Source organism: Paenibacillus sp. R-74696, assembly GCF_055814915.1.
The window spans coordinates 55,193-79,457 of sequence record NZ_JBPULM010000024.1 but is presented as its reverse complement, the minus strand read 5'-3'; the positions used below and the strand labels follow the sequence as shown (position 1 = coordinate 79,457).

Below are 24,265 nucleotides of genomic sequence, written 5' to 3'. Positions count from 1 at the left end.
TTTATGTTGTAAAGGTATCACTACAACCTCTTACTTCCGAGGCCGGTAATCTTCCTAGCACAGTGAATACCTTCCCTTTCCTTCCACATGCACAAATATCCTCTCCATGTATAACTCCTACATCCTCTGTTAGCAGGCTATGTCCAGGGTAGCTTTTAGGAAGGGTACTTAGAGTTTGAATCAATCCCTCTTTCCCAAATGGCATAATTTCTAAAGTGTAAGGGTCTCTAATGATTATATCTGCATAGTCTGGTGTATGGAGTACACCATGTTCGCATTCAAAAAAGATTGAGCCTACCTGTTCAACCATGCCATAATAATTATGAACGTGTGGAATATTCAATAATTGCTTCAGCATTTTATTAAATTGTGCCCGCTCAAGCTTCTCTTCTTCAAATTTTTTCCATCCACCGCCATGGATGAGTATGCTAGATTCTAAATCCAATTCAATATTTTTTGCCAACAATTCTTTGCACAAGTAGTTCCAAATAATATAAGTAAAACCGAATAGCAAAAAGCTTTCATTTTGATATTTCGCTAGATATTCTTTTAATTCATCCCACTTTATTTCCATATTATCATTTAGTAGAAAGAAGTGATCTCTCCCAAATGTGGAGAAGCCTAATATAGCCGCTGTTCTCGCTGAAAATGATCTTCTATTCTTCAAAGTGCTTTCACTATCAACAATAATCATTGGCATACGTTTATTGCCTATAAAGGATTGAACAATAGTAGACAATGCCTTAGTCTGCCTTAGCGCGGTTTCTTTATCCAAATATATTTTAGACTTCTTCGCGGAAGTCGTCCCACTTGATTCTAAAACTTTAATAATTTGATCTTCTCTAACAGACTTTAGTTCAAGCTCTTTGAATAGCTGCACAGGAATAAACGGAATTTCACTAATATTCGATTCCCTGCTTGACTTAAATAATTTCTGGACAATTTGAGCATATGCCGAGTTTGACTCTGCCCGATGCCACTCTGTTAATTGATTCCATATAACATTATTAATAGCTGACTTTTCTTCCTTTTTTAATAAATAGGGATTTGCATTAAACACAACATCATTCAGCATGGAGTAACACCTCTTTCATTCTCCCATAATCCTTCTTGCCTGCATTCGTGTAAAAAATATTAGGGAGTGTCACTATTTTATACATGCTATGATGAAATTTATAGGTTTTTGAAAGATATAATTTAATTTTTTCATAATCGTTATCATTAGATATAACCACAAGCAATTGATCGTCGGTTCCTAAACAAGCCACATCTTTATCAACGACCTGCTCTAGTTGTTTTTCGATCTCATCCATATTCACCCTTATTCCCATGCACTTAATAATTCTTTTCTTTCTCCCAATAATATAGGCATATCCTTCTTCATCCTGCATAGCTATATCACCAGTAAATAGTACACCCTTCAACTCATCACCTAGGTTTAAATCAGTTCGATCATTGCAGTAACCAAGCATGACGTTGTTACCATAGTAAATTAACTCGTCTGTCTGAGAATCAATTTCTATTCTACCACCAGGTATAGCGATTCCAATTGATTTTCTCTTCGATTCAAACTTTTCAAAGGGGAGATAGCTTATTCTAGCAGTAGCTTCTGTTTGACCGTACATAATTGTGAACGATTGATTGTTATCAAAAGCATGCGCCGCTATTTTCTCAGCTATATCAGGATTTATTCTCCCACCAGCTTGTGTAAAATATTTGATATGCGGGGTATTCATCTTATCTAAACCTAATCGGCATAACACTTGGTAAGTATAAGGAACTCCAGAAAAAGAACTCACTTTATAAGCGTCCATACAATTCCAAAACTCTCTTGATACTACACTTTTCTTTGTCAGCACTATACTCGCGCCTACCGCCAAATGAGTATTTATAACCGATAGTCCATAAGAATAATACATAGGTAGCGAAGTAATCGCTATGTCTTCGGGTGAAATTTTCAGATATTCCACAATCGAATTCGCATTACTAGATAAATTTCCATAAGAAAGGCGTACTAATTTAGGAGAGCCCGTTGATCCAGAAGTCGGGAGCAGCAACGCTAAGTCCTCATATATTTCCAAATCTTGCATTTCGCTTTTTATTGCTATAAAGTATTCATCATGTTCCACTACAACAGTATAACTCTTCTCGAAAATAGCGTACAAACTTCTGGGACCCATAATCCAGTCTGGGTAATAGGAATGAATTAGTTTGTCAATCAAACCTTCATTTATGTTAGCATCTACAAGAGTAGCCGCATGCTTGGCTTGCAATGCGGCTAAATAACATATAATTGATTGTTTATTATTTTCACAAAGTATAAATCCTAAGGTTTTTCTATTAAAATGTTTCCCCCATAATTCTTTATAATCATTTATGCTCAACTGCAGTTCCTTATAGCTCACTTCACTATTATTAATCTCATCATACAATACTGTATGATTTATTTCCGGCAAATTCCAAAAACTCAAAGGATCATCCCCCCGTCTATTCCTATTACTTGCGAGTTAATGTAAGAGGATGCTGGACTAGCTAAAAAAAGAGCCAGATTAGCAACATCATGAGGCTCTCCTAGTCTTCTTAACGGTATACTACTTAATATTGAGCTGACCTTATCTTCTCGATACCCTGATACTAGATCCGTTTGAATGAATCCAGGAGCAATTGCATTTACCCTTATCTGATATGGGCCTAGCTCTTTTGCCGAAGAATGTGTCAGTCCTATTACCGCCGCTTTGCTAGCAGAATATACAGTCTGTCCCGGACTTCCAAATCTGCCTACAATCGAGCTAATATTTATAATAGCCCCACCTTTATTACGTCTCATTAGACGTGATGCCATCTGGATATGATGAATCAAAGAGCTGACATTCGTATTAAATAATTCTTGAATATCTTCATCTCTAATCATACCTATCAAACTATCTCTCATAATTCCGGCATTATTTACCAAAATGTCCAATTTACCAAAAGTTTTACTAATTTCATTCGCAGCAGCACTTATTTGCTTCGAATCCATGACATCATAAGCAATCGAGATCACTTTAACTTTATAAGTTAATTCTAAATCCCCCTTTAATTCTGTTAATGCATCAGCATTGCGAGAACTAATAATTAAATGACAACCGGCTTCCGCAAAGGTTCTAGCCGTTTCTTTCCCAATCCCTTTTGAGGCTCCTGTTATCCAAGCCACTTTATCGGATAATAAAAACATTAAAACTCCACTCCATATTTCAAAAGAATTTCTTTTGCTTTACCATAACTACTCATATCAATTACATCCTCGGTATCCAGCATAATGTTAAATTTCTCTTCCAAAGCAGCAATCAATGCCATATGTGAAATGGAGTCCCATTCAGGTAGCGAATTATATTCCAATTGATCCGTAATCTTCTCCTCAGCAATCTCCAAAGCCTCTACAAATGCTTCTTTTACTCTTTGTTCACTCATTTTCTGTTCCTCCAGTGGTATAAAATATCTTGTAATTTTTTTTCGTTAAACTGATCTTTGATTAGATTATACACAATGTACTCTACATTATTCATTTCTTTTCTCTTTAATTCTTTAAAACCAAAACGATAATTAATAGATTGCATTTTCATGTTATCATGTCTTACCGTTGTAATAATCGATTTCAAACCTAAATGACGAAAGGCAGTATTCATAAGCAGTAGTTCCGCTTCAAGAACGTAGGGTTTCCCAGCGACTAATGATTCATCAGTAACCAGTCTCCCTTTTTCAGCGACTCCCTTAACCATATCAATATCGTACAATGAAGTCGTACCCAATACACGACTTTCACGGTCGACGATCATCCAATAAATATCATTTGAACGTCTTATATATTCTTTGTCCCACTTTTGCTGCCCCTCAATGGAGGACTCCAAAGTTTGATTCAAATAATACCTTGCTCTTGCTGTATTTCTCAACTCTACTACTTTCGTATTGAATTGCTCTGTATATGGAAGTAATCTAACGAACTCTCCTTCAACAGGTGTGCTACGATAAAAAGAAACGATTTCATTAAGATTCATAACGATTGATCACATCCACAATATATCTAACTTCTTGATCAGAAAGTATCGGATTAAGTGGTAAACTCAACACTTCCAAATGAATTTTTTCACTTATCGGAAAATCCATATCCGATAGTTCGACATATGATTTCTGCTTGTGTGGAGGAATCGGATAATGAATGAGTGTTTGAATACCGTTCTCCTCCAAAAAACTCTTCAACTGCTCTCGATTTTGCGTCCGAATAATAAACAAATGCCATACGTGGCTTATTTCCTCGCCGTTAACAACCTTAGGTAATAAGATATTCTCATTGCTGATATTAGCTCTATAATAAGCCGCAATTTCTCTTCTTCTCTCATTATCCAGATCCAAGTATGGGAGCTTTATTTGAAGAATAGCGGCTTGATATTCATCGAGACGATTATTAAATCCTTTATATTCAAATTCATACTTTGCAAGAGATCCGTAATTGCGAAGTGATTTAACCTTTTCGGCTATAACATCATCATTCGTCGTAATAGCTCCAGCATCCCCTAAAGCACCTAAATTCTTACCTGGAAAAAAACTAAAGCCCGCTGCATCGCCTAAATTCCCAGCACGCCTTCCGCCATTCATGGCTCCATGAGCTTGTGCAGCGTCTTCCATAACAATTAAATTGTAGGTATCAGCAATTTTCTTTATTTTTTCCATATTACATAACTGTCCGTATAAATGAACCGCAACTATTGCCTTTGTATTTTTAGTAATTGCTTTTTCAATTAGATTACAATCTATATTATATGACGTAAGCTCAGGTTCTACTAATACAGGCTTGGCACCAGCACTGCTTACAGCTAAAATCGTAGCGATAAAGGTATTAGAAGGAACAATTACCTCATCCCCTTCTCCTATACCGTATGCCTTTAATAAAAGCAAGAGTGAGTCCAGGCCATTTGAAGTACCTATACAATGCTTGGTCCCACAAAAAGCTGCAAAATCACTTTCAAACTCTTTGACATAGTCACCAAGAATGTACCAACCTTTATTCAAAAACTGTTCCGTCTTATTTAGGATGTCATCTTTAAATCTTAGATTAATATCTTTCAAATTCAAAAAAGATATCATTTCAGCTGACCTCTTCCGTAAATTTATTCACCATCAAACAAAAATCCACGTAATCCCTTACATATTCCTCTTCATTAAATTTCATACTTGCAAGCACCATAATAATACAGTCATCTGAAAAGTCATGCATTTCTCTCCAGATATTGTTGCCGATATACAAAGCCTTAGAACAGTTATTCAAAACAAGCTTGTTCCGAGAAAATGCATCTTCTAAAACCATTGTGAAGCTACCGTTTAAACAAACAATGATTTGCTCTAACTCTCTATGGGCATGAAAACCACGAGGATGCTCCTTTTGTAAATTATATAAATAGTATACTCTCTTAATTTCAAAAGGGACATCTGCATTATTTTCAACAGCAATTAGTGAACCTCTGCCATCTGTGTGCTCTTTAAGATCGATAAAGTAATAAGGTTTTAGCTCATTCACATTCTCACCCCATAGCTAATATTTAAGTTACTATACAAACTCATCACAAATCTTATACAATGGCAGCCTGACCTATCATCTCAAAAAAAGAATCATTATTACTAAAATGAGCACCATTCTTTTTTATTTCCTCATCAGTCCAGCTCCACCATTCAGATGCAAGAAGCAAATCAATTTTCTCTTGATCAAAACGGTATTTTATTATCCTTGCAGGGACCCCACCTACAATCGCGTAATCCGGAACATCTTTCGTTACTACAGCTCCAGCTGCTATAATTGCACCATTCCCTATAGTAATAGATGGAAGAATCCATACCCCTGCACCAATCCAGACATCATTTTTAATGATGATTTCACCATTATTTGAAATGGAATGAAGCTCCTTGACATCCTCAGTGTTCAACAACCCAGGAACATTCTCAGAGTCAGGAATTATATTATTCGGATCTGTATAAAGTAATGGATGTGTAGTGATATACTCAGTCGGATGATTTATTGCGGCAATTTGTACCGTCTTATTAATAGAGCAAAATGCTCCTACACGTTTTAGCAATGTTCCATCATAACATAATCTTTCATAACCATATGTATATTTTCCGATTTCAACTCCATTAACACACTGGATACTAGCCGCAGCTTTATTACCGGAAACCCCTATATTTTCTTCACTATAATAAGGGATCATAGGGATGTAGTTTTCATCTTCATTCAAACCAATTTCGTCCAGTTGAGGTTTTATTTCTAAATAGTACGAACTAGCTATAAGAACCATAACTTCTTCCAAATTTTCTTTTTTTAAAAATTCCGGATTTCTTATAACTATTTCAGTTCCTTTAAATAACTCATCCCATAAGGCTTTATTATTATCTATAAAATACATACACTTAAGATTCATTCCAATCAAACCAGACAAAACTAGCTTTGCACCTCTACCTGTTCCAAATATTATTATTTTTTTATTGGAGATTTTCAAATTCTCATCTACTAGTTTTTCCAATATATACTCAATCATCAGCCCACCTCCGTCAAAAATTAATCTTATTACTTAGTTATATAATTAAATGAGATCCTCATTAAGAAGCCATATTTTCAGCTTTTCTTTAGTAATCAATTCGTTTTCAATAAAATCAATATTTTGCCGATCTAAGTTCAAACTAAGTTTGCTTAATTCATAATTTTTTCTGTATGGAGAAGGAATGATATACATTTTTTCATTTTCCACCACCTTCTGCAGCTCATCCTCTGTCATAAGCTCTTCCCTCATTTTTTCTCCCGGTCGCAGTCCAATCTCTTTAATTTTTACTTCTCCGGAAGGATCAAGCTCTTCTAGCATAACTTCAATTAATTCTGTAATTCTAATTAAAGGCATTTTTAACACAAATATTTCGGCACCTGTTGCCATGAGATTAGCTTCTAATATTAAGTGAATTGCCTGACTAGGGGTCATCATATAACGAATCATTTCTTTGTCTGTTACAGTAATATCTTCTTTTCTTACAATCTGCTGCTTGAATAATGGAATGACAGAGCCTCTGGAACCCATAACATTTCCGAATCTAACGGAAGAAAATACGGTTTGCTTGGAGCCCTTCTGATTTTCTGCTGCCGAAATCAGCCTTTCTCCCATTAACTTAGTAGCACCGTATGTATTTGTTGGCGAAATCGCCTTATCAGAGCTAGTAAATAACACCTTTTTCACACCAGCCTGAATGGAGGCCTGGATGACGTTTTGTGTCCCAATAACATTCGTTTGCACAGCCTCAAACGGATTATATTCACAAAACGGTACATGCTTCATTGCAGCGAGATGAAACACAAAATCAATATCTTCTAACGCTCTCAGCAATCGTTGTTCATCTCTTACATCTCCGATTAAATAACGCATCTTATCTTGATGCTCGTGAAAATCTTGGCTCATTTGATACTGTTTATATTCATCTCTACTAAATATTCGAATTACGCTTGGATCGTAGGCAAGCAAATGTTTAGTCAAGTGATAGCCTATTGTCCCCGTTCCACCTGTAATTAAAATTTTCTTATTATTATACATTTACCCAAGCACCTCATTTTCACCTTTACACATAGCCTATCTTTGTTTGCCTCTCTACTATGTATATCGGTTGCTTGCTCTTAATTTATAAGAAGGACCGCAAGGAATTTGTACCCATGCAGTCCTTCTTCTTTATGATTTTTCATTGTAATGCTTACATAATTTACCCACCTATACTTGGGTTAAACGCTGTTGAAGCTCTGTTACAATTTCAGTCAAAGTATCTGTCTGACTGGACATCTTTTTCACTAAGGGCCACATATACTCCTGGTAAAAAGCTATTTGCTGCTTAATATTGCGAGCTTCCGATAAGCGGTGAAGTTGATACTGGAATAGTTCAATTTCTACTCGGCACGATTGTATGTATAATCCATTGAAAGCGTCACAATTAACAACAAACTCCCATTTATTATCAATTTCATCTATTGTGCTTACACATTTGTCGAGTTGCATTTCACCATACTGACCAAGCTTTTTAATGTTTTTCAATATAACATTTAACGCTTGAGAGCAATTAAATACACTTTGCGGCAAATCGGATAATTTGCTTACTATTTCCTTCTTTCGTTTATTCCCATATTTTTCTGCCACTTTAAGCTGTAAGGCAAATTCATTCCCAACCACAGTATTACTCTGTAGCCTTACATAAACCGCTTCTAGCGTCTCCCATTGCGTGTGTTTGATTTTCGCCCCATTCTGTGAAGTGTTAATTAAACGAACATCTGAAGTACTAGCCAGTAAATTCTCAATATCTGCAAGAGCAAGTGCCAGTGTATATGTGGTGCAATTAAGCGTCCCCATCACATTCTCTACTTTTACATTTGCGCCATCTAGCGTTCTAGCGATATCCGTTTCTGTAATATGCTTCGTTCCAGCGGCATACATTCTATTGTTAGGATAAGAGAAATCTTGTCCCACAAAAATAATTTCCTTACAACCCATATACACAGCAGCTTGAATAGCCGTTCCTGTTACCGTATGATTCGATTGTAAGACGGGATCTTCCAATCCAAGCCCTAGAAAATATTTTGAAACCCAGTCACTCCCAACAAACAAATGAAGTAGCATTTCCTGTTGAAGCGACTCCAAAACTTGATAATGAATTGTAGGCGAGAATAACATTGGAATAGATGAAAGATCCAAATGTTTAAAAGCCTGAACATTCACTTCAGCACCATCCATAGACACGATAAGATGGGGTTTAATATGATGATGCAACAGAGTTTGGGCTGCTGAGCCCGCTGCAATAATAACAGCATGATCCTTTATTTTTCCCAAGTGATCAAGGTCCATTTCTAATGAAGGACCTCCCCCAACAATAATGACCGTTTTATTAATTAAAGCTTTCTTCATCTGAGATATAGGGGGAGACTGTAATAGAGCTGGCATATTGTATAATCCATTTCTAACCCAATCCATACCTAACCGTTCATAGATATGAACATGATTTGCATAGTTATAGTAAGCCATTTCAGCTTCCCTCATAAAATCTGTTTTCTCTGATGCAAACCAGCTTTCATATGTTGGAGTTACGACGATAACCGGGTGCTCTCGCGTTGGAATTATTGAACGCATAAATATTTCTTTTCGCCGCTCTTTAGCGACAGACAGTTCAAATCCTACAACATTTGCTTTAGTAAATAACTTCTCCAAATCAACTATTCGAAGGGCTATCAACAAAATTTGCGGGTCTGGCTCATAAATAAAAAGTGGCAGTTCAGGATAAGAATGAACAAAAGCCGTAATGTGATACCCAAGTCCAAAGCCATACACAATAACCTCTTTATCGCTCGAAAACTTTCCCAATAATTCATTCGACCATTGGTTTACTCTAAGCTCTAAATTATGAGATATGTAAAACCGAAGCTTATTCCCTTTTTCTTTCAAAATAGATAAATTGGCATCACCATCTCTACTATGCTCTATTCGGTATGTAGAGGAGTCTATGGTTAAAAAATACAATTGGGCATGAACTTCAGGATATCCTTTTTTTAAAAAATTCATATTAGCGGCAAACCGTTTCTCTTGAACAGAGTGTTCCTCTCCAAGCTCAGCCTTTAATCGTCTAAAAAGGGGCAGAAGCTCAAACTGAATACTATCAGCAGCACCAATATAATCTTCATCATCTATACATTGATTTAAAAGCTGAAATCTCTGTTTAAACTGATTTAATACGTATTCAATTATTAGGTTCAGTCCACTATATATCAATGAACCCCCCAGCTCTTTTTGAATAGATTGTAGGGCTCTATACAGATCGTCCATTCCATCTACAAGGTCTCCAAAAGAAGCCCACGCAGGTTCAATTTCCGGTCCATGAAATAGAGGAGCTACGGACTCACAAGCCTCTATAAGTTTGGGCAGAAATGGTATAATATCTTCAATATAGTCTTCAACAGTTAAAGATTTATTCATTACAATCCCCTTTGCTTATCCTTTGTATCCCTCTAACCTTCTTATAGTTCCTTCTATAACTTCTTTTAAATCCGGAATCTTTTTAGTTATTTTTGAGACCAGCGGCAGCAAAATAGTATGAGCCAAACCCGATTTTTTAATAATATTTTCTTCATTAGCCAATTCGGGTAAATCTCGCTCAAACTCATTCAGTTCATTACGGAATAACATAAAACAAAATGCCCTAAACGGCATGCTGGTCACCAATTCCTTCCAATCATTATCAATTGCATCAATGGCTGCTAAGCTTTTTCTCTGATTTTTCCGGCTGTACTCAACGGCTTTATCAATATTTCTTCTAATGCGCTTTAACCGCTCTTCAAAAGCAAACATTTCCTGAGGCAGCCTTGCAATTGCTTCTGTGGCTTGTTTAACTCTTTCTTGAGGGTAACCAGTTAATTTTTCAACTTCTTTGATAAAGAAGTGACTATCTAATTTGTTTTTTTGCAACCGTCCTAAAACACTCTCCATAGCTTCAAAGTTCGTATGTTGGATAAGAGCACCGCTGCGGGAAGTATTTACAAAATGAATATCAGGCAATGCTGCTAAAAAATCTTCTATGTCTGCTAAAATGAGTTTCATAACCTTATTCGTTCGATTATATGAACCCTCCACATTTTCAACCATTAGATTCGCTGCTGCTAGTGTTTTTTCAACGTATTGTTGGGTAATATGTCTTGCTCCTGGAGCATACATTGCGTCTTGAGAATATGACAAATCTTGTCCTGCAAAAATAATTTCTTTACAGCCCATGTAGACTGCTGCTTGAATTGCTGTTCCCGTGACAGAATGACTTGAGGAAAAAACAGGTTCATCCTCCGTAGGCTTCAAAAAATATTTAGTTACAGAATCATTATTAAAATGAACATGTAACAACAAATCAGATTTCCCCTCTAGTATCCGATATTTAACTTGAGGAGTGTATAGCAAAGGAACTCCTGCTATATTCAAATTTTTAAAGGCTTCGTAGTTTGCCTCAGCTCCATCCATACTAACTACTAAATGTGGCGTAATACCATAATGCAGTAAGGACTGAATAGATGAACCAGCAGCAATAATAAAAGCATGACTTTTTAAACTTTTTAGATAATCAATATCTGCTGTAAGTGAAGGCCCTGCTCCAACAATGACGGCTGGAACCTTTTCAAAACGATTTTTTAAATTATGTATTGATGGACTGTTAAGTGTGGCCGGCAAATTATACATACTGTTTTCAATCCACTCCATACCGAATCTTTCATACATGTAATACGAACTGCTATAATTCATTATAGTGATTTTAGCATCGTTACTGAATTCATATACTGCTTCTTTCATAATTTTCTCATAAACAGGCAGTGCTATAACAGCCGGATCTCCTTTTAAATACTTTAAAAATCTGTACAGCATACTATGCCTTGTAACTGCTCCGCCTCCTACAGTGAAGCTTTTTACATTTGGTAAATCAAGAAGCTCTATTAATTCTACAACATGCATTGCTTCTATTAATATCTGCTCATCAGGCTCATAAAAATGCAAGTGATTCTCTGGAAACGCTTGGGCATATGCTAATTGATGATAGCCAAATCCTACTCCATAAATAATAATATCTGTTTTGTTATGGACTTTTTCTCGTATGTGATTCACCCAATGAAAAATTTCGTTGTTAGGATCATATTTACTATATAAGTAAGTTGGTTTGTTCTCTTCATCAACTATACATAAATTAGGCTGTCCATTCCTGGCATTCATCAGTTGATATTTTACTTTATTTCTTTTTAATTTATGTATCTGCTCGAATACTACAGGATATTTCTCAGATAAATACTTCAAATTTTTATTAAACAACTTTTCCTGATACGATCTTGCCCCTTCACCTCCCAACTCCAATAGAAGCTGTTGAAGTAGTGGGATTAGTTCGAATCCCATACTGTCTCCAGCACTAATATAGTCTTCTTCGTCCATATGTCGATTAAGTCGCTGAAAACTGCTCCCAAGTTCTGATGAAAACCGTTGTATTACTTCGTGAGTCACGCAAAGACCACCATTCTCTACAAGGTGGTTGTCAATTGTATTTAAAGTACGATACAAGTCATCTACACCTTCTACTATATCAGCAAACATGGCCCAAAACGGCTCTTTAATTGGCTGGTATAATGCATCCTGAACCGTTTCGGAGGCAGCAATCAACTTAGGCAAAAACAGGCTGATGTCCTCAAAAGTATCTTCTATCTCCCACTGCTGCTCCATAATTCTAATCTCCTCACTTTAATAATTATAAAGCTTGTTATCAGATGAAAATCCCTTTCTTTTTATAACAACATAAAGTGGATTTTTTTGTTGGAAAAATATAAACCGTCAGAGTACCATCCCGACGGTTTTTAAATACATTATCATATAAAAGGAATACCTACTCTTTATAGTCAATAAAATAGCTCTCCACCGAATAACCTTGTTCATACTTCTGCTTTTGTATTCGGTGCATTTTGATTTTATTCAGACCTGCAGCGGCTTCATTCTGCAAATCTTGCATACGTTCCATGATGGTATTATCATACTCGCCAATCAAACGAATGACCGCAATCATCTCTTCTGATACCTGGGTTTGCTTTTGCAATTCAACAATCACTTCTTGCCTAAAATCACTAAATTCAACTAACTCTTCATAGTTCGTCTCTTGAATATGTTCTGCTATATACAGAGTCTGATCATATAGAGACTGCAAGGATGATATCATCGAGGAGCTCCTGTTGGTGCATCATTTGCAGCAGCTAACATCGCTTGCTTCCATGTATCACGAAATTCCTGCAAATACCCCAGCGCTTCCTTAGCTGCGGCTATATTTTTTTTCATATTGGCTTCTATTAAAAGATGCAGCATATATTCATAAATACGTGAAAGCTCTTTGGAAATTTCGAAATTGTTATCCAATGAGGCTGTCAGTTCATGAATAATTGCCTGTGCCTTTTTCAAGTTTTTGTTAGTAGCTTCGTAATTTTTCTTTTCCAAGCCGTCAATTGCCGCTTTTGTAAAGCGGATGGCTCCTTCATACAGCATAATAATTAGCTGACCAGGTGTCGCTGTCTGAACAGAGGACTGCTGATAAATTTGATACGGCGAGTTTAACAATCCGGCTCACTCCTTTAGCTGGTAAAACTTGATAATGCAGATGACTGTGTATTAAAGCTGCTGATTGCTTTTTCCATTGCACTAAATTGCTTGAAATATTGATTTTCGATACTATTAAGCCTGGAAAGCATCCGGCTTTCCTGATCTTTCATAGTACGAAGCTGCGCGCTAATGAGTGAGCTCTCAAGGAAAGCTGCGCTAGAGTCTGAACTAACTAAAGAAGTTCCGGCTTTGGTAGACATACTTTTCAACGCTGTCATTGAAGATGTAGTCATCTTGGCAAATACTCCCGATGTCGAACTGCCGGGTGAAGTATCTGTACTTCTAGCAGTGAAAAGGCTGATAACTTTGTCAGGATCAGTCTCTAGCGCCGTTCTAAGTTTACTTTCATCAAGTACTAGCTTACCTTTTTCGGTATAAGTTCCAGTTGTTATTCCAATCGATATCTTTTTTCCATTACCATCTACAATTCCAGCAACTAACGAGGTAGCCGCAATACGGAAGTCGGAAAGCATAGTACTGAGTGTGCTATCATTACGCAACGTTCCACTACGAGCTTTTTCTTCCCATGTCTTAATCTCATCATCGGTCATTTCCTTTTTTTCTTCAGCAGTCAATGGCTTATAAGTGCGGTTAACTGCCTCAGACAGCTCAGAATTAACTGATCCAATTAAACTATTATACTCCGTTATAAACGATTTAATTGTATCGATAATTTTAGTTGTATCCTGTACAGCAGAAATCGTTGTAGCAACTGCTGATGATGACTGTGCTTTAACTGTAAAATCAAATCCATTAACTGCAAAGCGATTGCTTGCCTGTTTATAGCTGATACCATTTATTTTCACTTCTGCATCTGTACCATTTTGTCCACCTGTCGGAGTTTGGGAAGTGAATACGTTGTCTTGTAACGACAATTGGTTTTCACCAGTTTGTGTAGCAGAAATAGAGAACTGCCCCGATGCCGAATCGTATAGAGCTGTTGCCTTAAGCGTGCTTGCATTTGAGCTAATAGCTGTTGCAAGATCACTTAGCTTCGCATCTTTGTTTACTTTGATTGTTTGATTGTTGATTGTAACGTTAACTGTACTTGAGCCCGCTCCAGATAAAGTAAATCCCAAATCTTCCAAGGTCTTGCCTTTATCAGCAGCAGAAAAAGTATACACACTATTTCCAGTTGTAGCAACCTTGTCTACCGTTACATTTAAAGAGCCATTCGCTGTAGAGCCTGTAGCATTGATAGTCAGTGTATTCGTATCTCCACTAACCTGCGATGTTTTCGCACTGATGGCTGAATCCTTATTAAAAGAGGATAGTTTATTGTTCCGGAAATCAACAATTTTACTACTCATTGACCGGTAATCTTCTTGCTGCCACTCCAGCTTCGTGCGTTTTTTGATCATATTATCGTAACTTGTCCGGCGAGCCTTCATCATTTCCTTGACTAAATCATCAACGTTCATACCAGAGGCTAGACCCGTAATTCTGTTTGCCATGAATATTCCCCTCCTTCTAAATCTTCTCGTCGATTAAAATCCCATTGATAATACCATTTAGCTCCATCAGTTTAGCTGCCATATCTAGCAGCTTTTCTTCGGGGATTTCACGTATAACTTCGCCCGTATCCTTATTACGAATTTTATAAATAATATGGTTCGTCTCTTCGTGTACGGAGCGATCCACAGTTGTCTCTGGCCCACTAAGCGATTCTATAACTCGATCAACGCTCTTCGTAAGCTGCTGGTCATCACCCTGAATAGAAGCTACTTGTGAAAATCCGTCGATTGTAGTGCCAGGACCAGATATTGCACCAATGGCTCCTGTAATCGGCTTTATTGGAGCGGCTCCTGCCGCCTTATCTGATGTATAGCCCGCTGTGGTATTTACAGATGAAATATTCATCTTCATTCCCCACCTCAAATGAAATTGGTTATCTATATTTAATATCGGATTGAAGCACATATTTTATTAGCCTTAGACCGTTATTTCAATCCTATTTCTTCATTTAATTATAGAAAAAGAGGCCCTAGATAATCTAAGGCCTCTCCGCTCAGAGCAACGATTATTGCAGCAAGGACAGAACGCCTTGTGGTTGCGAGTTTGCTTGAGCAAGCATCGATTGGGAAGCTTGAAGAAGAATGTTGTTCTTCGTAAGCTTAACCATTTCACTAGCCATGTCTGTATCACGAATACGGGATTCGGAAGCAGTCAGGTTTTCAACAGTTGTACCCAGGTTGTTGGAAGTGTACTCCAAACGGTTTTGAACAGCACCAAGTTTAGCGCGCTCAGTGGAAACACTTTTAATAGCTGCTTCAACTGTGGAAAGACTGCTAGTGCTTGAAAGCGAGCTGAAACCTGAAGTGCTAATGCTTGCGATAGAAATCGTTTGCGCATTATCATCGGATTGAATTGTAGCACCGCTAGTAATATTCATTCCGTTGAATTTAGTATCATTCATGATGCTTGTGATTTGCGAACCCAACTCGTTCAACTCAACGTCAATGTTAGCTTTGTCGCCGGAGCTGTAAGTGTCGTTCAGCTTCTGTACGTTCAATTCTTTCATACGAGTCAGCATGGAGCTAACTTCGTTCATTGCGCCCTCAGCTGTTTGTACGAAGGATACACCGTCTTGAACGTTCTTTTGAGCTTGCTCAAGACCACGGATTTGACCACGCATTTTTTCGGATACTGCCAGACCAGCAGCATCGTCAGCCGCACGATTGATACGAAGACCAGAAGATAGTTTCTCCATGTTCTTACCTGCAGCAGCGTTGTTCAAAGTCATGTTACGGTGAGTGTTCAAAGCTGTGATGTTGTGATTAATACGCATTGTTGTTTCCTCCCTGAAATGGTTATTTAGTCCCACATCCTTGTGGTTAGCCGATTAAGCTGTGAAGCTCATCCTGCTCTATTATAGTTATCGGCATATTTAACCAAGAGTTTATAGCCAAATCAATTTTTTTTAAGATTTTTGAATTGATTTTTCAGTTCGCTGGCCGTAATAACCGATTGCCCCGCATTCATGTTCATATTTTCAACAGAGACATATAGCTCTTTTCTTAAAAGTTCCACTTCCTTAGGCGCTTTAATGCCTAACTTCACCGTATCTCCCACTACCTCCAGGACGGTAAGCTCAATATGCTCACCGATTAGAATGGATTCTCCTTTTTTTCTTGAAAGCACCAGCATTCTATTCCCCTCCTGTCTTCGAATCGTCACTGAACAGCTGATGCTGAATGGAATAGGGGCTATTTGGCAAAATATATTGTACCGCCGTTTGCTTCGTCCTATTCATAATAATAGGAGCAAGTAAATTAATCGTAGCTGATGACAGCTCTTCCGGTACTCTTACAATATTATAGATTTCCAAGCTCTCTCCATCCGTAATCTCAAGTTCATCCTTTACCTGATCTGATAAATCAAACTCATAATTCGGAACGAACTCAAATGGCGATACGATAATGAAGGCTAACTCGCCATCCTCCAATGACTGCAAATACTGAAAAGGACTATCTTCTATGCCAACAATCATAAATTTGTCATACTGCTTAAAACCCGGAATACCCACTACGAATGAAATGACCTGCTCCGGACTATAATCAAGTGCTCCGAACCGCGTTGTTTCTACTATCATTATGCTCAACTCCGCTCCCTTTATTTAAAAATGAAGAAGCTACGGCATCGTTGCTGATTCCATAGCTTCTACATTATTTTTCTTCTTGTGATCATGCTAACTTAATGAGATTAACTTAAAAAGTCTACTAATGATTTGCTGATAACCTTTGCCCCAACGGATAATGAAGCTTGATAAATATTTTGCGCTGTAGTCGAATCAATAAGCACCTGCTCCAGATCAGCATCCTCAACTTTGGATTGCATGTCTGTAAGACTTAATTTAAAGTCTGCGATTCGATTTTGCATCAACTCAACCCGGTTAACTTTAGCTCCAATAGCAGCACGGCCATTAAGCATCCGATCCATGCTCGTTTCAATATTGGGAATTTCATTTGAAATAGCATCGTAACTTGTAGTTGGAGGAGTCATAGCCGTCATCAGGCGATCCAGGACTGAAAACACATTGTTGCCAGTTCCAGCTGGATCTGCATCTCCAAATACCGAATTTCCTGTCAAGCTGATTCCCACCGTTACATTGGCACCTAAAGCATATTCAACGCTTTCTGTATCGGTAACAATATTTTTAGCATCAAAACCAGCTGCTGACGTATCGAAAGGAACCTCATTAAACTTCTCACCATTAAAAATATACTTGCCGTTAAACTTACTATTTGCAATATCAACCAACTGAGTTTTCAACTCAGCAATTTCACTTTTAATGGCATCAAGCGCTTCCTGAGGATTAGTACCGTTAGCCGCTTGGGTTGCAAGCTCCTTAACCCGCTGCAAAACGTCGCCCGCTTGGTTAATAACGCTATCCGTATAATCCAACCAAGACAAAGCTTGGTCTGTATTTTTCTCATACTGATCATTTGAGCCAAGCTCAGTACGATAGCGAAGGGAATAGGTTATCCCTACTGGATTATCAGACGCCTTATGCAGCTTCATACCAGTGGAAGACTGATTCTGAATATCCGCCATTTTATTTAAATTTTTGCTGATATTTCGTGTAAGCTGAGCATGCATCATACCTTGTGTAATACGAAGAGCCATTACTTAAAACCTCCCTGTTTAGAGAAAAGTATTATTCTAATTAAAATTAACGACCCACTACACCCGTATTATTAATCAGCTTGTTCAGCATCTCATCAAACGTCGTCATAAAACGAGCTGCAGCGCTGTAAGCATATTGATATTTAATCATATCGGACATTTCCTCATCCAAGGAAACACCGCTAGTAGACATCCGGCTTCCATCTACTTGAGCCAGTTGGGCTTCCGCATTGGAGTTTTCCCGGGCAGCTGATTGGCTCTTAACTCCTAGCGCACCTACCAAGGCGCTGTAGAAATCTCCTAATGTAGCTTCCTTTATTCCGCCACCAGTAGCCGTCTCATCGAAGGAGAACTTTGCTTCGGTCATTTGAGACATGAGCAGCGCTAAAGTGTTATTGCCTTTTATGACTGTGGTAACACCTGCACCATCTGTTGTTGTTCGCATGGAAGAAGCAATTAGGTTTGAGTCTGCAGCAATGTCGGAGTTAATTTGGATGCTTGCCGCAGTTAACGTTGTAGATCCTGTTTTTATCGTAAACAACGGTTGTCCAGCAGCAGCCGGATTGCCAAGTGTATATCCAAGCTGATGCAGCCCATTGATACCGTCGACCGTCATCACTTGATCGGCAGTTGTAGGTACCGTTGTTCCCGGCAAGACAGAGCCTTTAGGAATGGTAACATCGAACTTGCCGTTCACAATCGTATTAGCAAGTGTATCCAACTGCCCGACAAATTCAGCAACTGTATCCAAAGATACAAACATCCCGTGAACCTCTCCGCCAGTCAGAGTGCCATTATTATAGGACTGCTCCAGCGAAAGAGCCGTTAGAGGTGTCGTTTCTCCACCAGTAACGAGGTTTGCACCTCCCATATTAATGGTATAACCATCCTCTGTATCCGTAACGGTAACATTGACGAGTTTGGACAATTTATCCGTTAACAAATCACGCTGGTCGCGAAGGTCGTTGGCATTGTCGCCAAGCGATTCTATTTTTTTAATTTGGTCGTTCAACGCCGCGATGGAGTTCATCATGGAATTGGCTTGCTCCGCCGAGGTGTCGATCGTCATATTAATGTCAGTATCAAGATCGGACAGTTGCTTGCTAAGACCATTAAAGGTATCGGTTAGTGCTTGAGTACGTTCTACAAGTATCTCGCGAGCCGTTACATTTTCTGGATCTTTGCTGAGATCTGACCAAGCATTCCAGAAATCCGACAATACGGTACGAATACCCGTGTCCGAAGGTTCATTCACAAAGGATTCAAGTTTGCTCAGCGTATCCATCTGCACAGCCGTTGTTCCAGCAATATCCGATTGATCACGGTACTGCGCATCCAGAAAAGCATCGCGAATACGTGTAATAGATGTATACTCGACACCCGTTCCGATTTGACCTGGTGCTGTGGATTTCGTCATGCCATAGGCTTCCATTGGACGAGTTGCCACCATTGTAACTTTTTGCCGTGTATATCCTTCTGTGTTGGCGTTTGCAATGTTATGACTGAGTGTAGTCAAAGCGACCTGCTGTGTAATCAAGCTTCGCTTCGATGTCTCTAATGAATGAAAAGTTGAGGTCATCTGCTTGTCTCCTCCTTAAGCTTTACTATCAAATAATCCATTGCGCTTACTGCCTGGATATTGATTCATCGGATGCTGATAGACAAGATCCTCATTCGGGTCATCCATCATCAGGCTGATTGAAAAATCCAGAAAAGACAACGATTGATTAATTAATTGCTGGTTTAAAGTACTTGCTTCCTTAAGCTGAGCCAATACCGTATTGAGCTGACCGTGCATCTCCATTAGCTGGGATTTGATGACAGGATCAGTGACGGAGCGAATCAGCTCAGCTAAAATACCGCTGCGGATTCTAAAACCGATATCTTTAAAATAACGGGAGGTCAGCTGGGTTCGCATACGCTCAAGCTCTTCTGCCTTTGCAACAAGCAGCTTCTGCTTCTGAGTGTGTACATTTAATTGCAGAACATCATTCTGAATAATCATGTCCTTCTTACTCTGTTCAATTTCCAACAGGGTTCTATAAAGCTTTAACTGCTGCTGCAGAGTATCTGCAATTAACTCAAGAGACATCTCCGTTCACCTATCCTCATTCACTTGGATTGTTGCTGAAGTAAGGAAGCAGCTTCTCAGCCAGCTTGCCTGAATCAACGTGATACGTTCCAGATGTTATGGACTGCTTCAAGCTCTCAATTTGCTTAGCGCGTTCGGGGCTATTCGTCTGACTCGTAGAGAGCATCTCCTTCGCGGCGGCTGAGATCTGCACCTCATCCTTCTTCTGCTTCTTATTGGCATTATTCACTGCCATGTCATTCTTCTTCTGGTACTGGTTAATCGAGTGGATACGACCAGGTTCATTTATCTTCAATTTATTCACCTCATTTATTTGGACACATGCTAATAAGCCGATAACCTTTAACAGTATTATCGGCTTATTCCCCAAGAAATTTATAGTTATATCGACGATTGACAAATATTAATAAATTCTAACGATCCTTATAGCGATCTATCCCTTTGTAAATGTTCTGGTTAGCCTTCTGCGCTTCCAGCTCCTCAGCCCTTCTGGCATCCTCATTGCGCATCTTCCCTGTATCGCTAATTAAACGAGATCTACAGCTATCGCACATATTGTTATCCCGTATAAACGTACCGCATACCTCGCACGGATAGGACATATTTGGCGCATTAATAATCGAAATTCGTCCTTCTCGAACAAACTTCGTAATCTGGCGGACGGATACTCCCGTTTCATTGGATAAATCATTTATATTTGTGCCTTTGTTTTTACGCAAATAATCGGAGCAAAGCTCATACTCTTTATCTATTTCTTTAATGCAAGCCGGACAGACGTCACGAAAGTTCTTGGAGAACAGCTTGCCGCAGCGTGGACAATTATCTAAATTCATCATTAATTTCCGACCTCCCTGATCTACCTTTTGAAGTTATGATTAGATCTATTCTAGCTGAAACAAACAATAATTTCACTAGTAATCTTAATGAACTGGAAAAAAGTGATAGATTCCAATTAGGATCTCGCCCATGTTAGAGCATAAATATCGATACATGTTGGGCTTGCTTTTTGCAGAGCTTCCGAGCAAGCTTGAATCGTGCTTCCCGTTGTATAGATGTCGTCCACGAGCAGCAGTCGCAGTGTATGTTGATTTTCTTTCCGTGGATTTGCTAATAGAAGCTTCTCCACAACCAACGGTTTAGCAGCGAAAAGACTCTCCATATCCTGCATGCGGGCCGAGCGGGTCTTAAAGCTTTGTTTAGCTGAATGGCGGTTACGCTCCAATAAATGCATCAGAGGAATTTGAGTTTGGCGCGATACGATTCTCGCCAGTCTTTCTGCTTGGTTGAATCCTCGTTCCTCCGCACGTTCTGTGCTAACAGGCACATAGGTAATTGCATCCCAAACGGAAAATCCCCGCCTATCAAAGTGTCTTTGAGCCAAAAAATCCCTGCTGCCCGTGTAAATCCCTAGCCGGCCCGTTAATTCAAGCGTCATCCCAGTCAGAGGAGACATCAACATCTGTCCTATATACGGCTCCAGAGTCTCATTTCCCCGATATTTATATCTGGCTAAAAGCTCTCGCATTTCCTTGCTATATTGTACAGCACTCCTATTACAAACAAAGACTGTGTCACTTCGTCTTATGCAGTCTGGACAAGAGACCCCCCGTCCGCAAATTCGGCATTGTACCTGCTGAATCCAGGGGATGGAGGATAGACATGACCTGCAAATCAGCTTATAAAAGCTTGGGGACAGCGCGGCCCGTTGCCCCGGCTTTAGGGAAGTTAATTCGGATGAAAAAGGCTTTGCCGATTTGCCACATAGTGGACAAAGCCGAATGGTCGGGCCGAGGAGACCAATGGCATCCCCTAAATACTTGGTCAGTTGACGACCTAAACGGGATAAAGTAAGCCTGTTCATCATGGGTCCCCCTTACTTAGATACATGTTGAAAATAGCCTTTTGCCCGTGCGATACGGTTCATTTTTTTAATATGCTTGACGGCCAGCATTTGTGGCCGTGTACGTTCTTTTGCGCAAAAAACAACCCTTCCGTTTGGATCATCGCTGGATCTTCCTGCTCTACCCGCCATTTGCACGAGCGAAGCTTCATCGAACAGCTGCCCGTCGGCATCCAGAATAAACACGTCGCTCCTAGGGATCGTAACGCCACGCTCTAAAATCGTAGTCGTCACCAAAATGCGTATTTCTCCCGTGCGAAATTGCTGAACCTTGTCTCCCCGCTCTGGATCTTGGGAGGAGGTACCTGCTACTTGAGAAATACTAAGCTTTTGTCTCAATAATGCTGCCAGCCGCTCCACCTGTGAAATACGCTGAACAAAAACGAACAGCTGCGCGCCGCGACCATAGGAGCGGAGCATGGCATCACGAAGCTGCCTAGGCAATTGAAGCTTGTCCAGCATTTGTCCCACACTCACCGTGTGAAGCAGTACTGGAACAGGAAGCGGATGGCGGTGAAAACGTACCGGGACTCTCGCATGCTCAAGCTTTCCACGTCGCGCCAGCTGCTGCAGCTCTGCTGGAGGTGTAGCCGAGAGCAGAATTTTGACACCGTCAGGAGCGCAGCTTTTGTTGGCAGCATAGTGCAGTTGGGGATCATTATGATAGGGGAATGCGTCCAACTCATCAATAATGACCAAATCAAAAGCAAGATGGAATCTCAGCAGTTGATGCGTTGTTGCTAGCGTAATGTCGCCCTGCTCCCATTTTTGCTCGCTGCCGCCGTATAATGTGACCACATCACACCCCGAAAAGGCTTTTCTAATACGCGGACTCAGCTCCAGCACGACATCTCGGCGCGGTGTAGCGATTAGGACTTTGCCACCTCGCAGCAGAGTGGATTCGACTATAGGAAACACCATCTCGGTTTTGCCAGCACCGGTGACCGCCCATAGCAGAAAGCTGTTTTGTGTGGCGGCGAGCGGGCCAGCCGAAGCATCGCGAAGCGGCTGCTCTGTAAAATGCAGCGCGGCTTCTGCCGCCGCTGATTGGGCAGGGCTTAGCCCCCAGCGCGCGAGACGCTGCTGCGGAGGCGGCAAATCCATGGAGGAGCGGCTGCCTCCAGCTCCTCCTCCTATGATGAGCAGCTCGCATTCGCGGCTGCGTCCCATTGTGAGGCATGCGGTGCAATACGCGCATGCCTCTTGCCCGCAAGCTGCACAAGGTGCCTTGTGCAGCTGCTCTTCTCCGCTGCCGCAGCGCAGGCAGCGAAGCGCGCGCTTGGCGCGCCGAGGCCAGCCGGCTTCGCGGCTGGCCTTCTTTGATACAGCGCTGCGCAGCTGTATCAAGCCCTGCAAGGACGCCAGCTGCAGCGCGGCGTCCTTGTCCATGACAGGAACAGCTGCCGCAGGCGCTGTCCCTTCAAGCAGTGCGTGCGCTTCGCCGCGCAGCAGCGCACGGCCTTGCAGCGCCGCTGCCGCCAGCTGCGCGGCGGCGGCAAGCGCCTCTGAAGGCGCGCGTTCCACTCCGCGCGCCTGTCCACTACGCTCGCACCTATCCGCAGCCGATGCTGCCTGGTCTACTAAATCAGACTGGCTTCGCCCAGCTTGTCCGACGGGTATCATCCTTATTCGCTTCCCATCAAGCCCCTCCTGAGCCCCCTCTACCTGCAAAAGCACTCCGCTGCTTGCCTTACTGATAGCAGCAGCAAGCCTATCTGACACCTCATCATCGCTTTCATTCCTCCAACGTGAGGCCCTTTCAGCCGCGGCCCCCGCTCCCTTTGGTTTACCTGGCTGTTTTCCCTGCATTTTCTGATACGGTTTCCCCGAGTATGCCCCTCTCTGCCCACTGTCCTCCCTCCCTTGCTCGGCATTCCTACTTTTTCTGCCCGACCATCTCTTCGCGTGTATATCCAGCCATCCTTTGAAGGAGCGTAACCTTTCCATTCCTGCACTATGATCTGCACTCTGCTTACTTTGCCTAATATACTGACCATCTCTATTATCATATTCGTTGAAGTGGCAAGCAGCCTCCAGCGCAATGCCGAGCGGAAGCGGTGCTTTCCATAGAAGCATCCCATCAGCACATTGCCAGAAGTCGATATCTACCTCAGGCGCAATTGTTACTTTACAAGACCAGCTGCCGAATTGCCGTACAACATAAATATAGGCTTTCATCCGGATATCCTCCTTTTTGATATCAAACGCAAAAAAGCACATCCCAACAACGCCTAAGCGTTATCAAAGATGTGCTTCATCCCGATTTTCCAAAAACTGTTTTGATTGCTCTAACTATAATGGATTAAATCGTTTTTATCAACGGTATACTTATTTAAATGACCAATTGCTAAATCTTCTGACCTTACTATAAGGACTTTAGTCCGTATCTTTATTTCTCGCCTTGCTAAAACCGCTTCTCTGTCTTCAATATTTGCGCCCCAC

25 protein-coding genes are annotated in these 24,265 nt (G+C 40.3%); all 25 read right to left on the bottom strand.

All coding sequences use genetic code 11. The features are described from left to right. Position 1: 1 nt before the first annotated feature. The 25 genes from ACSR9A_RS07310 to ACSR9A_RS07190 all read right to left on the bottom strand — a co-directional run bounded on the left by ACSR9A_RS07310 (position 2) and on the right by ACSR9A_RS07190 (position 24,001). Positions 2-1,075: a LuxE/PaaK family acyltransferase gene (locus ACSR9A_RS07310; RefSeq protein WP_473756439.1), complete on the bottom strand. Its 1,074-nt coding sequence runs from the start codon at positions 1,073-1,075 to the stop codon at positions 2-4. Beyond that, positions 1,065-2,471 (bottom strand): AMP-binding protein, encoded by a 1,407-nt coding sequence (locus tag ACSR9A_RS07305; protein ID WP_473756438.1) that lies wholly within the window; start codon positions 2,469-2,471, stop codon positions 1,065-1,067. The genes ACSR9A_RS07310 and ACSR9A_RS07305 overlap by 11 nt, the downstream gene beginning before the upstream one ends. Beyond that, positions 2,468-3,214, bottom strand: coding sequence for an SDR family NAD(P)-dependent oxidoreductase (locus ACSR9A_RS07300; RefSeq protein ID WP_473756437.1), 747 nt, complete (start codon positions 3,212-3,214; stop codon positions 2,468-2,470). The genes ACSR9A_RS07305 and ACSR9A_RS07300 overlap by 4 nt, the downstream gene beginning before the upstream one ends. Continuing rightward, the gene (locus tag ACSR9A_RS07295; RefSeq protein WP_473756436.1) at positions 3,214-3,450 is read right to left on the bottom strand and encodes an acyl carrier protein; all 237 of its coding nucleotides are present in this window, start codon (positions 3,448-3,450) and stop codon (positions 3,214-3,216) included. Before ACSR9A_RS07295 ends, ACSR9A_RS07300 begins: the two co-directional genes overlap by 1 nt. Beyond that, complete coding sequence (locus tag ACSR9A_RS07290) at positions 3,447-4,034, bottom strand: GNAT family N-acetyltransferase (protein ID WP_473756435.1); 588 nt, start codon at positions 4,032-4,034, stop codon at positions 3,447-3,449. The genes ACSR9A_RS07295 and ACSR9A_RS07290 overlap by 4 nt, the downstream gene beginning before the upstream one ends. Beyond that, entirely contained in the window at positions 4,024-5,121 is a 1,098-nt protein-coding gene (locus ACSR9A_RS07285; protein ID WP_473756434.1) for a DegT/DnrJ/EryC1/StrS family aminotransferase, read from the bottom strand. The genes ACSR9A_RS07290 and ACSR9A_RS07285 overlap by 11 nt, the downstream gene beginning before the upstream one ends. Position 5,122: 1 nt before the next feature. Continuing rightward, positions 5,123-5,551 carry a sugar 3,4-ketoisomerase gene (locus tag ACSR9A_RS07280; protein WP_473756433.1) on the bottom strand — a complete coding sequence of 143 codons (429 nt, stop codon included), beginning with the start codon at positions 5,549-5,551 and terminating at the stop codon, positions 5,123-5,125. A 52-nt stretch (positions 5,552-5,603) separates the two neighbouring features. Then, the gene (locus ACSR9A_RS07275; protein WP_473756431.1) at positions 5,604-6,563 is read right to left on the bottom strand and encodes a CatB-related O-acetyltransferase; all 960 of its coding nucleotides are present in this window, start codon (positions 6,561-6,563) and stop codon (positions 5,604-5,606) included. Between the two features lie 45 nt (positions 6,564-6,608). Next, positions 6,609-7,601 carry an SDR family NAD(P)-dependent oxidoreductase gene (locus ACSR9A_RS07270; RefSeq protein WP_473756430.1) on the bottom strand — a complete coding sequence of 331 codons (993 nt, stop codon included), beginning with the start codon at positions 7,599-7,601 and terminating at the stop codon, positions 6,609-6,611. Between the two features lie 171 nt (positions 7,602-7,772). Next, the gene (locus tag ACSR9A_RS07265) at positions 7,773-10,016 is read right to left on the bottom strand and encodes a motility associated factor glycosyltransferase family protein (protein ID WP_473756429.1); all 2,244 of its coding nucleotides are present in this window, start codon (positions 10,014-10,016) and stop codon (positions 7,773-7,775) included. A 15-nt stretch (positions 10,017-10,031) separates the two neighbouring features. Further along, positions 10,032-12,284 carry a motility associated factor glycosyltransferase family protein gene (locus tag ACSR9A_RS07260; protein WP_473756428.1) on the bottom strand — a complete coding sequence of 751 codons (2,253 nt, stop codon included), beginning with the start codon at positions 12,282-12,284 and terminating at the stop codon, positions 10,032-10,034. A 160-nt stretch (positions 12,285-12,444) separates the two neighbouring features. Continuing rightward, positions 12,445-12,771, bottom strand: a complete 327-nt coding sequence (gene fliT / locus ACSR9A_RS07255; RefSeq protein WP_473756427.1) for a flagellar protein FliT — start codon at positions 12,769-12,771, stop codon at positions 12,445-12,447. After that, a complete protein-coding gene (fliS, locus tag ACSR9A_RS07250) occupies positions 12,768-13,163 on the bottom strand; it encodes a flagellar export chaperone FliS (protein WP_473756426.1) in 396 nt (131 codons plus the stop codon). The genes fliT and fliS overlap by 4 nt, the downstream gene beginning before the upstream one ends. A gap of 14 nt (positions 13,164-13,177) precedes the next feature. Further along, positions 13,178-14,659, bottom strand: a complete 1,482-nt coding sequence (gene fliD, locus ACSR9A_RS07245) for a flagellar filament capping protein FliD (protein ID WP_473756425.1) — start codon at positions 14,657-14,659, stop codon at positions 13,178-13,180. A 16-nt stretch (positions 14,660-14,675) separates the two neighbouring features. Further along, positions 14,676-15,065 carry a flagellar protein FlaG gene (locus ACSR9A_RS07240; RefSeq protein WP_473756424.1) on the bottom strand — a complete coding sequence of 130 codons (390 nt, stop codon included), beginning with the start codon at positions 15,063-15,065 and terminating at the stop codon, positions 14,676-14,678. Between the two features lie 160 nt (positions 15,066-15,225). After that, on the bottom strand, positions 15,226-15,993 hold the full coding sequence (locus ACSR9A_RS07235) for a flagellin N-terminal helical domain-containing protein (protein ID WP_473756423.1): 768 nt from the start codon (positions 15,991-15,993) through the stop codon (positions 15,226-15,228). A 122-nt stretch (positions 15,994-16,115) separates the two neighbouring features. Next, complete coding sequence (csrA, locus tag ACSR9A_RS07230; RefSeq protein ID WP_473756422.1) at positions 16,116-16,352, bottom strand: carbon storage regulator CsrA; 237 nt, start codon at positions 16,350-16,352, stop codon at positions 16,116-16,118. Between the two features lies 1 nt (position 16,353). Continuing rightward, positions 16,354-16,797, bottom strand: a complete 444-nt coding sequence (gene fliW / locus ACSR9A_RS07225) for a flagellar assembly protein FliW (protein ID WP_473756421.1) — start codon at positions 16,795-16,797, stop codon at positions 16,354-16,356. A gap of 110 nt (positions 16,798-16,907) precedes the next feature. Beyond that, positions 16,908-17,831 carry a flagellar hook-associated protein FlgL gene (flgL, locus tag ACSR9A_RS07220; RefSeq protein ID WP_473756420.1) on the bottom strand — a complete coding sequence of 308 codons (924 nt, stop codon included), beginning with the start codon at positions 17,829-17,831 and terminating at the stop codon, positions 16,908-16,910. A 46-nt stretch (positions 17,832-17,877) separates the two neighbouring features. Next, positions 17,878-19,410 carry a flagellar hook-associated protein FlgK gene (gene flgK, locus ACSR9A_RS07215; RefSeq protein ID WP_473756419.1) on the bottom strand — a complete coding sequence of 511 codons (1,533 nt, stop codon included), beginning with the start codon at positions 19,408-19,410 and terminating at the stop codon, positions 17,878-17,880. A gap of 15 nt (positions 19,411-19,425) precedes the next feature. After that, positions 19,426-19,923, bottom strand: a complete 498-nt coding sequence (locus ACSR9A_RS07210; protein ID WP_473756418.1) for a flagellar protein FlgN — start codon at positions 19,921-19,923, stop codon at positions 19,426-19,428. Positions 19,924-19,939: 16 nt separating this feature from the next. Next, complete coding sequence (flgM, locus tag ACSR9A_RS07205; RefSeq protein ID WP_473756417.1) at positions 19,940-20,227, bottom strand: flagellar biosynthesis anti-sigma factor FlgM; 288 nt, start codon at positions 20,225-20,227, stop codon at positions 19,940-19,942. Between the two features lie 109 nt (positions 20,228-20,336). Then, a complete protein-coding gene (locus ACSR9A_RS07200) occupies positions 20,337-20,756 on the bottom strand; it encodes a flagellar protein (RefSeq protein WP_473756476.1) in 420 nt (139 codons plus the stop codon). A gap of 119 nt (positions 20,757-20,875) precedes the next feature. Beyond that, positions 20,876-21,304 (bottom strand): ComF family protein, encoded by a 429-nt coding sequence (locus ACSR9A_RS07195; RefSeq protein WP_473756415.1) that lies wholly within the window; start codon positions 21,302-21,304, stop codon positions 20,876-20,878. A gap of 492 nt (positions 21,305-21,796) precedes the next feature. Beyond that, on the bottom strand, positions 21,797-24,001 hold the full coding sequence (locus ACSR9A_RS07190) for an ATP-dependent helicase ComFA (protein ID WP_473756413.1): 2,205 nt from the start codon (positions 23,999-24,001) through the stop codon (positions 21,797-21,799). Between the last annotated feature and the right edge of the window lie 264 nt (positions 24,002-24,265).

What these genes read in the sequence shown, in the direction of transcription:
- ACSR9A_RS07310 (WP_473756439.1), bottom strand. Translation starts at nt 1,075, where the DNA reads ATGCTGAATGATGTTGTGTTTAATGCAAATCCCTATTTATTAAAAAAG.
- ACSR9A_RS07300 (WP_473756437.1), bottom strand. Translation starts at nt 3,214, where the DNA reads ATGTTTTTATTATCCGATAAAGTGGCTTGGATAACAGGAGCCTCAAAA.
- ACSR9A_RS07295 (WP_473756436.1), bottom strand. Translation starts at nt 3,450, where the DNA reads ATGAGTGAACAAAGAGTAAAAGAAGCATTTGTAGAGGCTTTGGAGATT.
- ACSR9A_RS07290 (WP_473756435.1), bottom strand. Translation starts at nt 4,034, where the DNA reads ATGAATCTTAATGAAATCGTTTCTTTTTATCGTAGCACACCTGTTGAA.
- ACSR9A_RS07285 (WP_473756434.1), bottom strand. Translation starts at nt 5,121, where the DNA reads ATGATATCTTTTTTGAATTTGAAAGATATTAATCTAAGATTTAAAGAT.
- ACSR9A_RS07275 (WP_473756431.1), bottom strand. Translation starts at nt 6,563, where the DNA reads ATGATTGAGTATATATTGGAAAAACTAGTAGATGAGAATTTGAAAATC.
- ACSR9A_RS07270 (WP_473756430.1), bottom strand. Translation starts at nt 7,601, where the DNA reads ATGTATAATAATAAGAAAATTTTAATTACAGGTGGAACGGGGACAATA.
- ACSR9A_RS07265 (WP_473756429.1), bottom strand. Translation starts at nt 10,016, where the DNA reads ATGAATAAATCTTTAACTGTTGAAGACTATATTGAAGATATTATACCA.
- ACSR9A_RS07260 (WP_473756428.1), bottom strand. Translation starts at nt 12,284, where the DNA reads ATGGAGCAGCAGTGGGAGATAGAAGATACTTTTGAGGACATCAGCCTG.
- fliT (WP_473756427.1), bottom strand. Translation starts at nt 12,771, where the DNA reads ATGATATCATCCTTGCAGTCTCTATATGATCAGACTCTGTATATAGCA.
- fliD (WP_473756425.1), bottom strand. Translation starts at nt 14,659, where the DNA reads ATGGCAAACAGAATTACGGGTCTAGCCTCTGGTATGAACGTTGATGAT.
- ACSR9A_RS07240 (WP_473756424.1), bottom strand. Translation starts at nt 15,065, where the DNA reads ATGAATATTTCATCTGTAAATACCACAGCGGGCTATACATCAGATAAG.
- ACSR9A_RS07235 (WP_473756423.1), bottom strand. Translation starts at nt 15,993, where the DNA reads ATGCGTATTAATCACAACATCACAGCTTTGAACACTCACCGTAACATG.
- csrA (WP_473756422.1), bottom strand. Translation starts at nt 16,352, where the DNA reads ATGCTGGTGCTTTCAAGAAAAAAAGGAGAATCCATTCTAATCGGTGAG.
- fliW (WP_473756421.1), bottom strand. Translation starts at nt 16,797, where the DNA reads ATGATAGTAGAAACAACGCGGTTCGGAGCACTTGATTATAGTCCGGAG.
- flgL (WP_473756420.1), bottom strand. Translation starts at nt 17,831, where the DNA reads ATGGCTCTTCGTATTACACAAGGTATGATGCATGCTCAGCTTACACGA.
- flgK (WP_473756419.1), bottom strand. Translation starts at nt 19,410, where the DNA reads ATGACCTCAACTTTTCATTCATTAGAGACATCGAAGCGAAGCTTGATT.
- ACSR9A_RS07210 (WP_473756418.1), bottom strand. Translation starts at nt 19,923, where the DNA reads ATGTCTCTTGAGTTAATTGCAGATACTCTGCAGCAGCAGTTAAAGCTT.
- ACSR9A_RS07200 (WP_473756476.1), bottom strand. Translation starts at nt 20,756, where the DNA reads ATGAATTTAGATAATTGTCCACGCTGCGGCAAGCTGTTCTCCAAGAAC.
- ACSR9A_RS07190 (WP_473756413.1), bottom strand. Translation starts at nt 24,001, where the DNA reads ATGAAAGCCTATATTTATGTTGTACGGCAATTCGGCAGCTGGTCTTGT.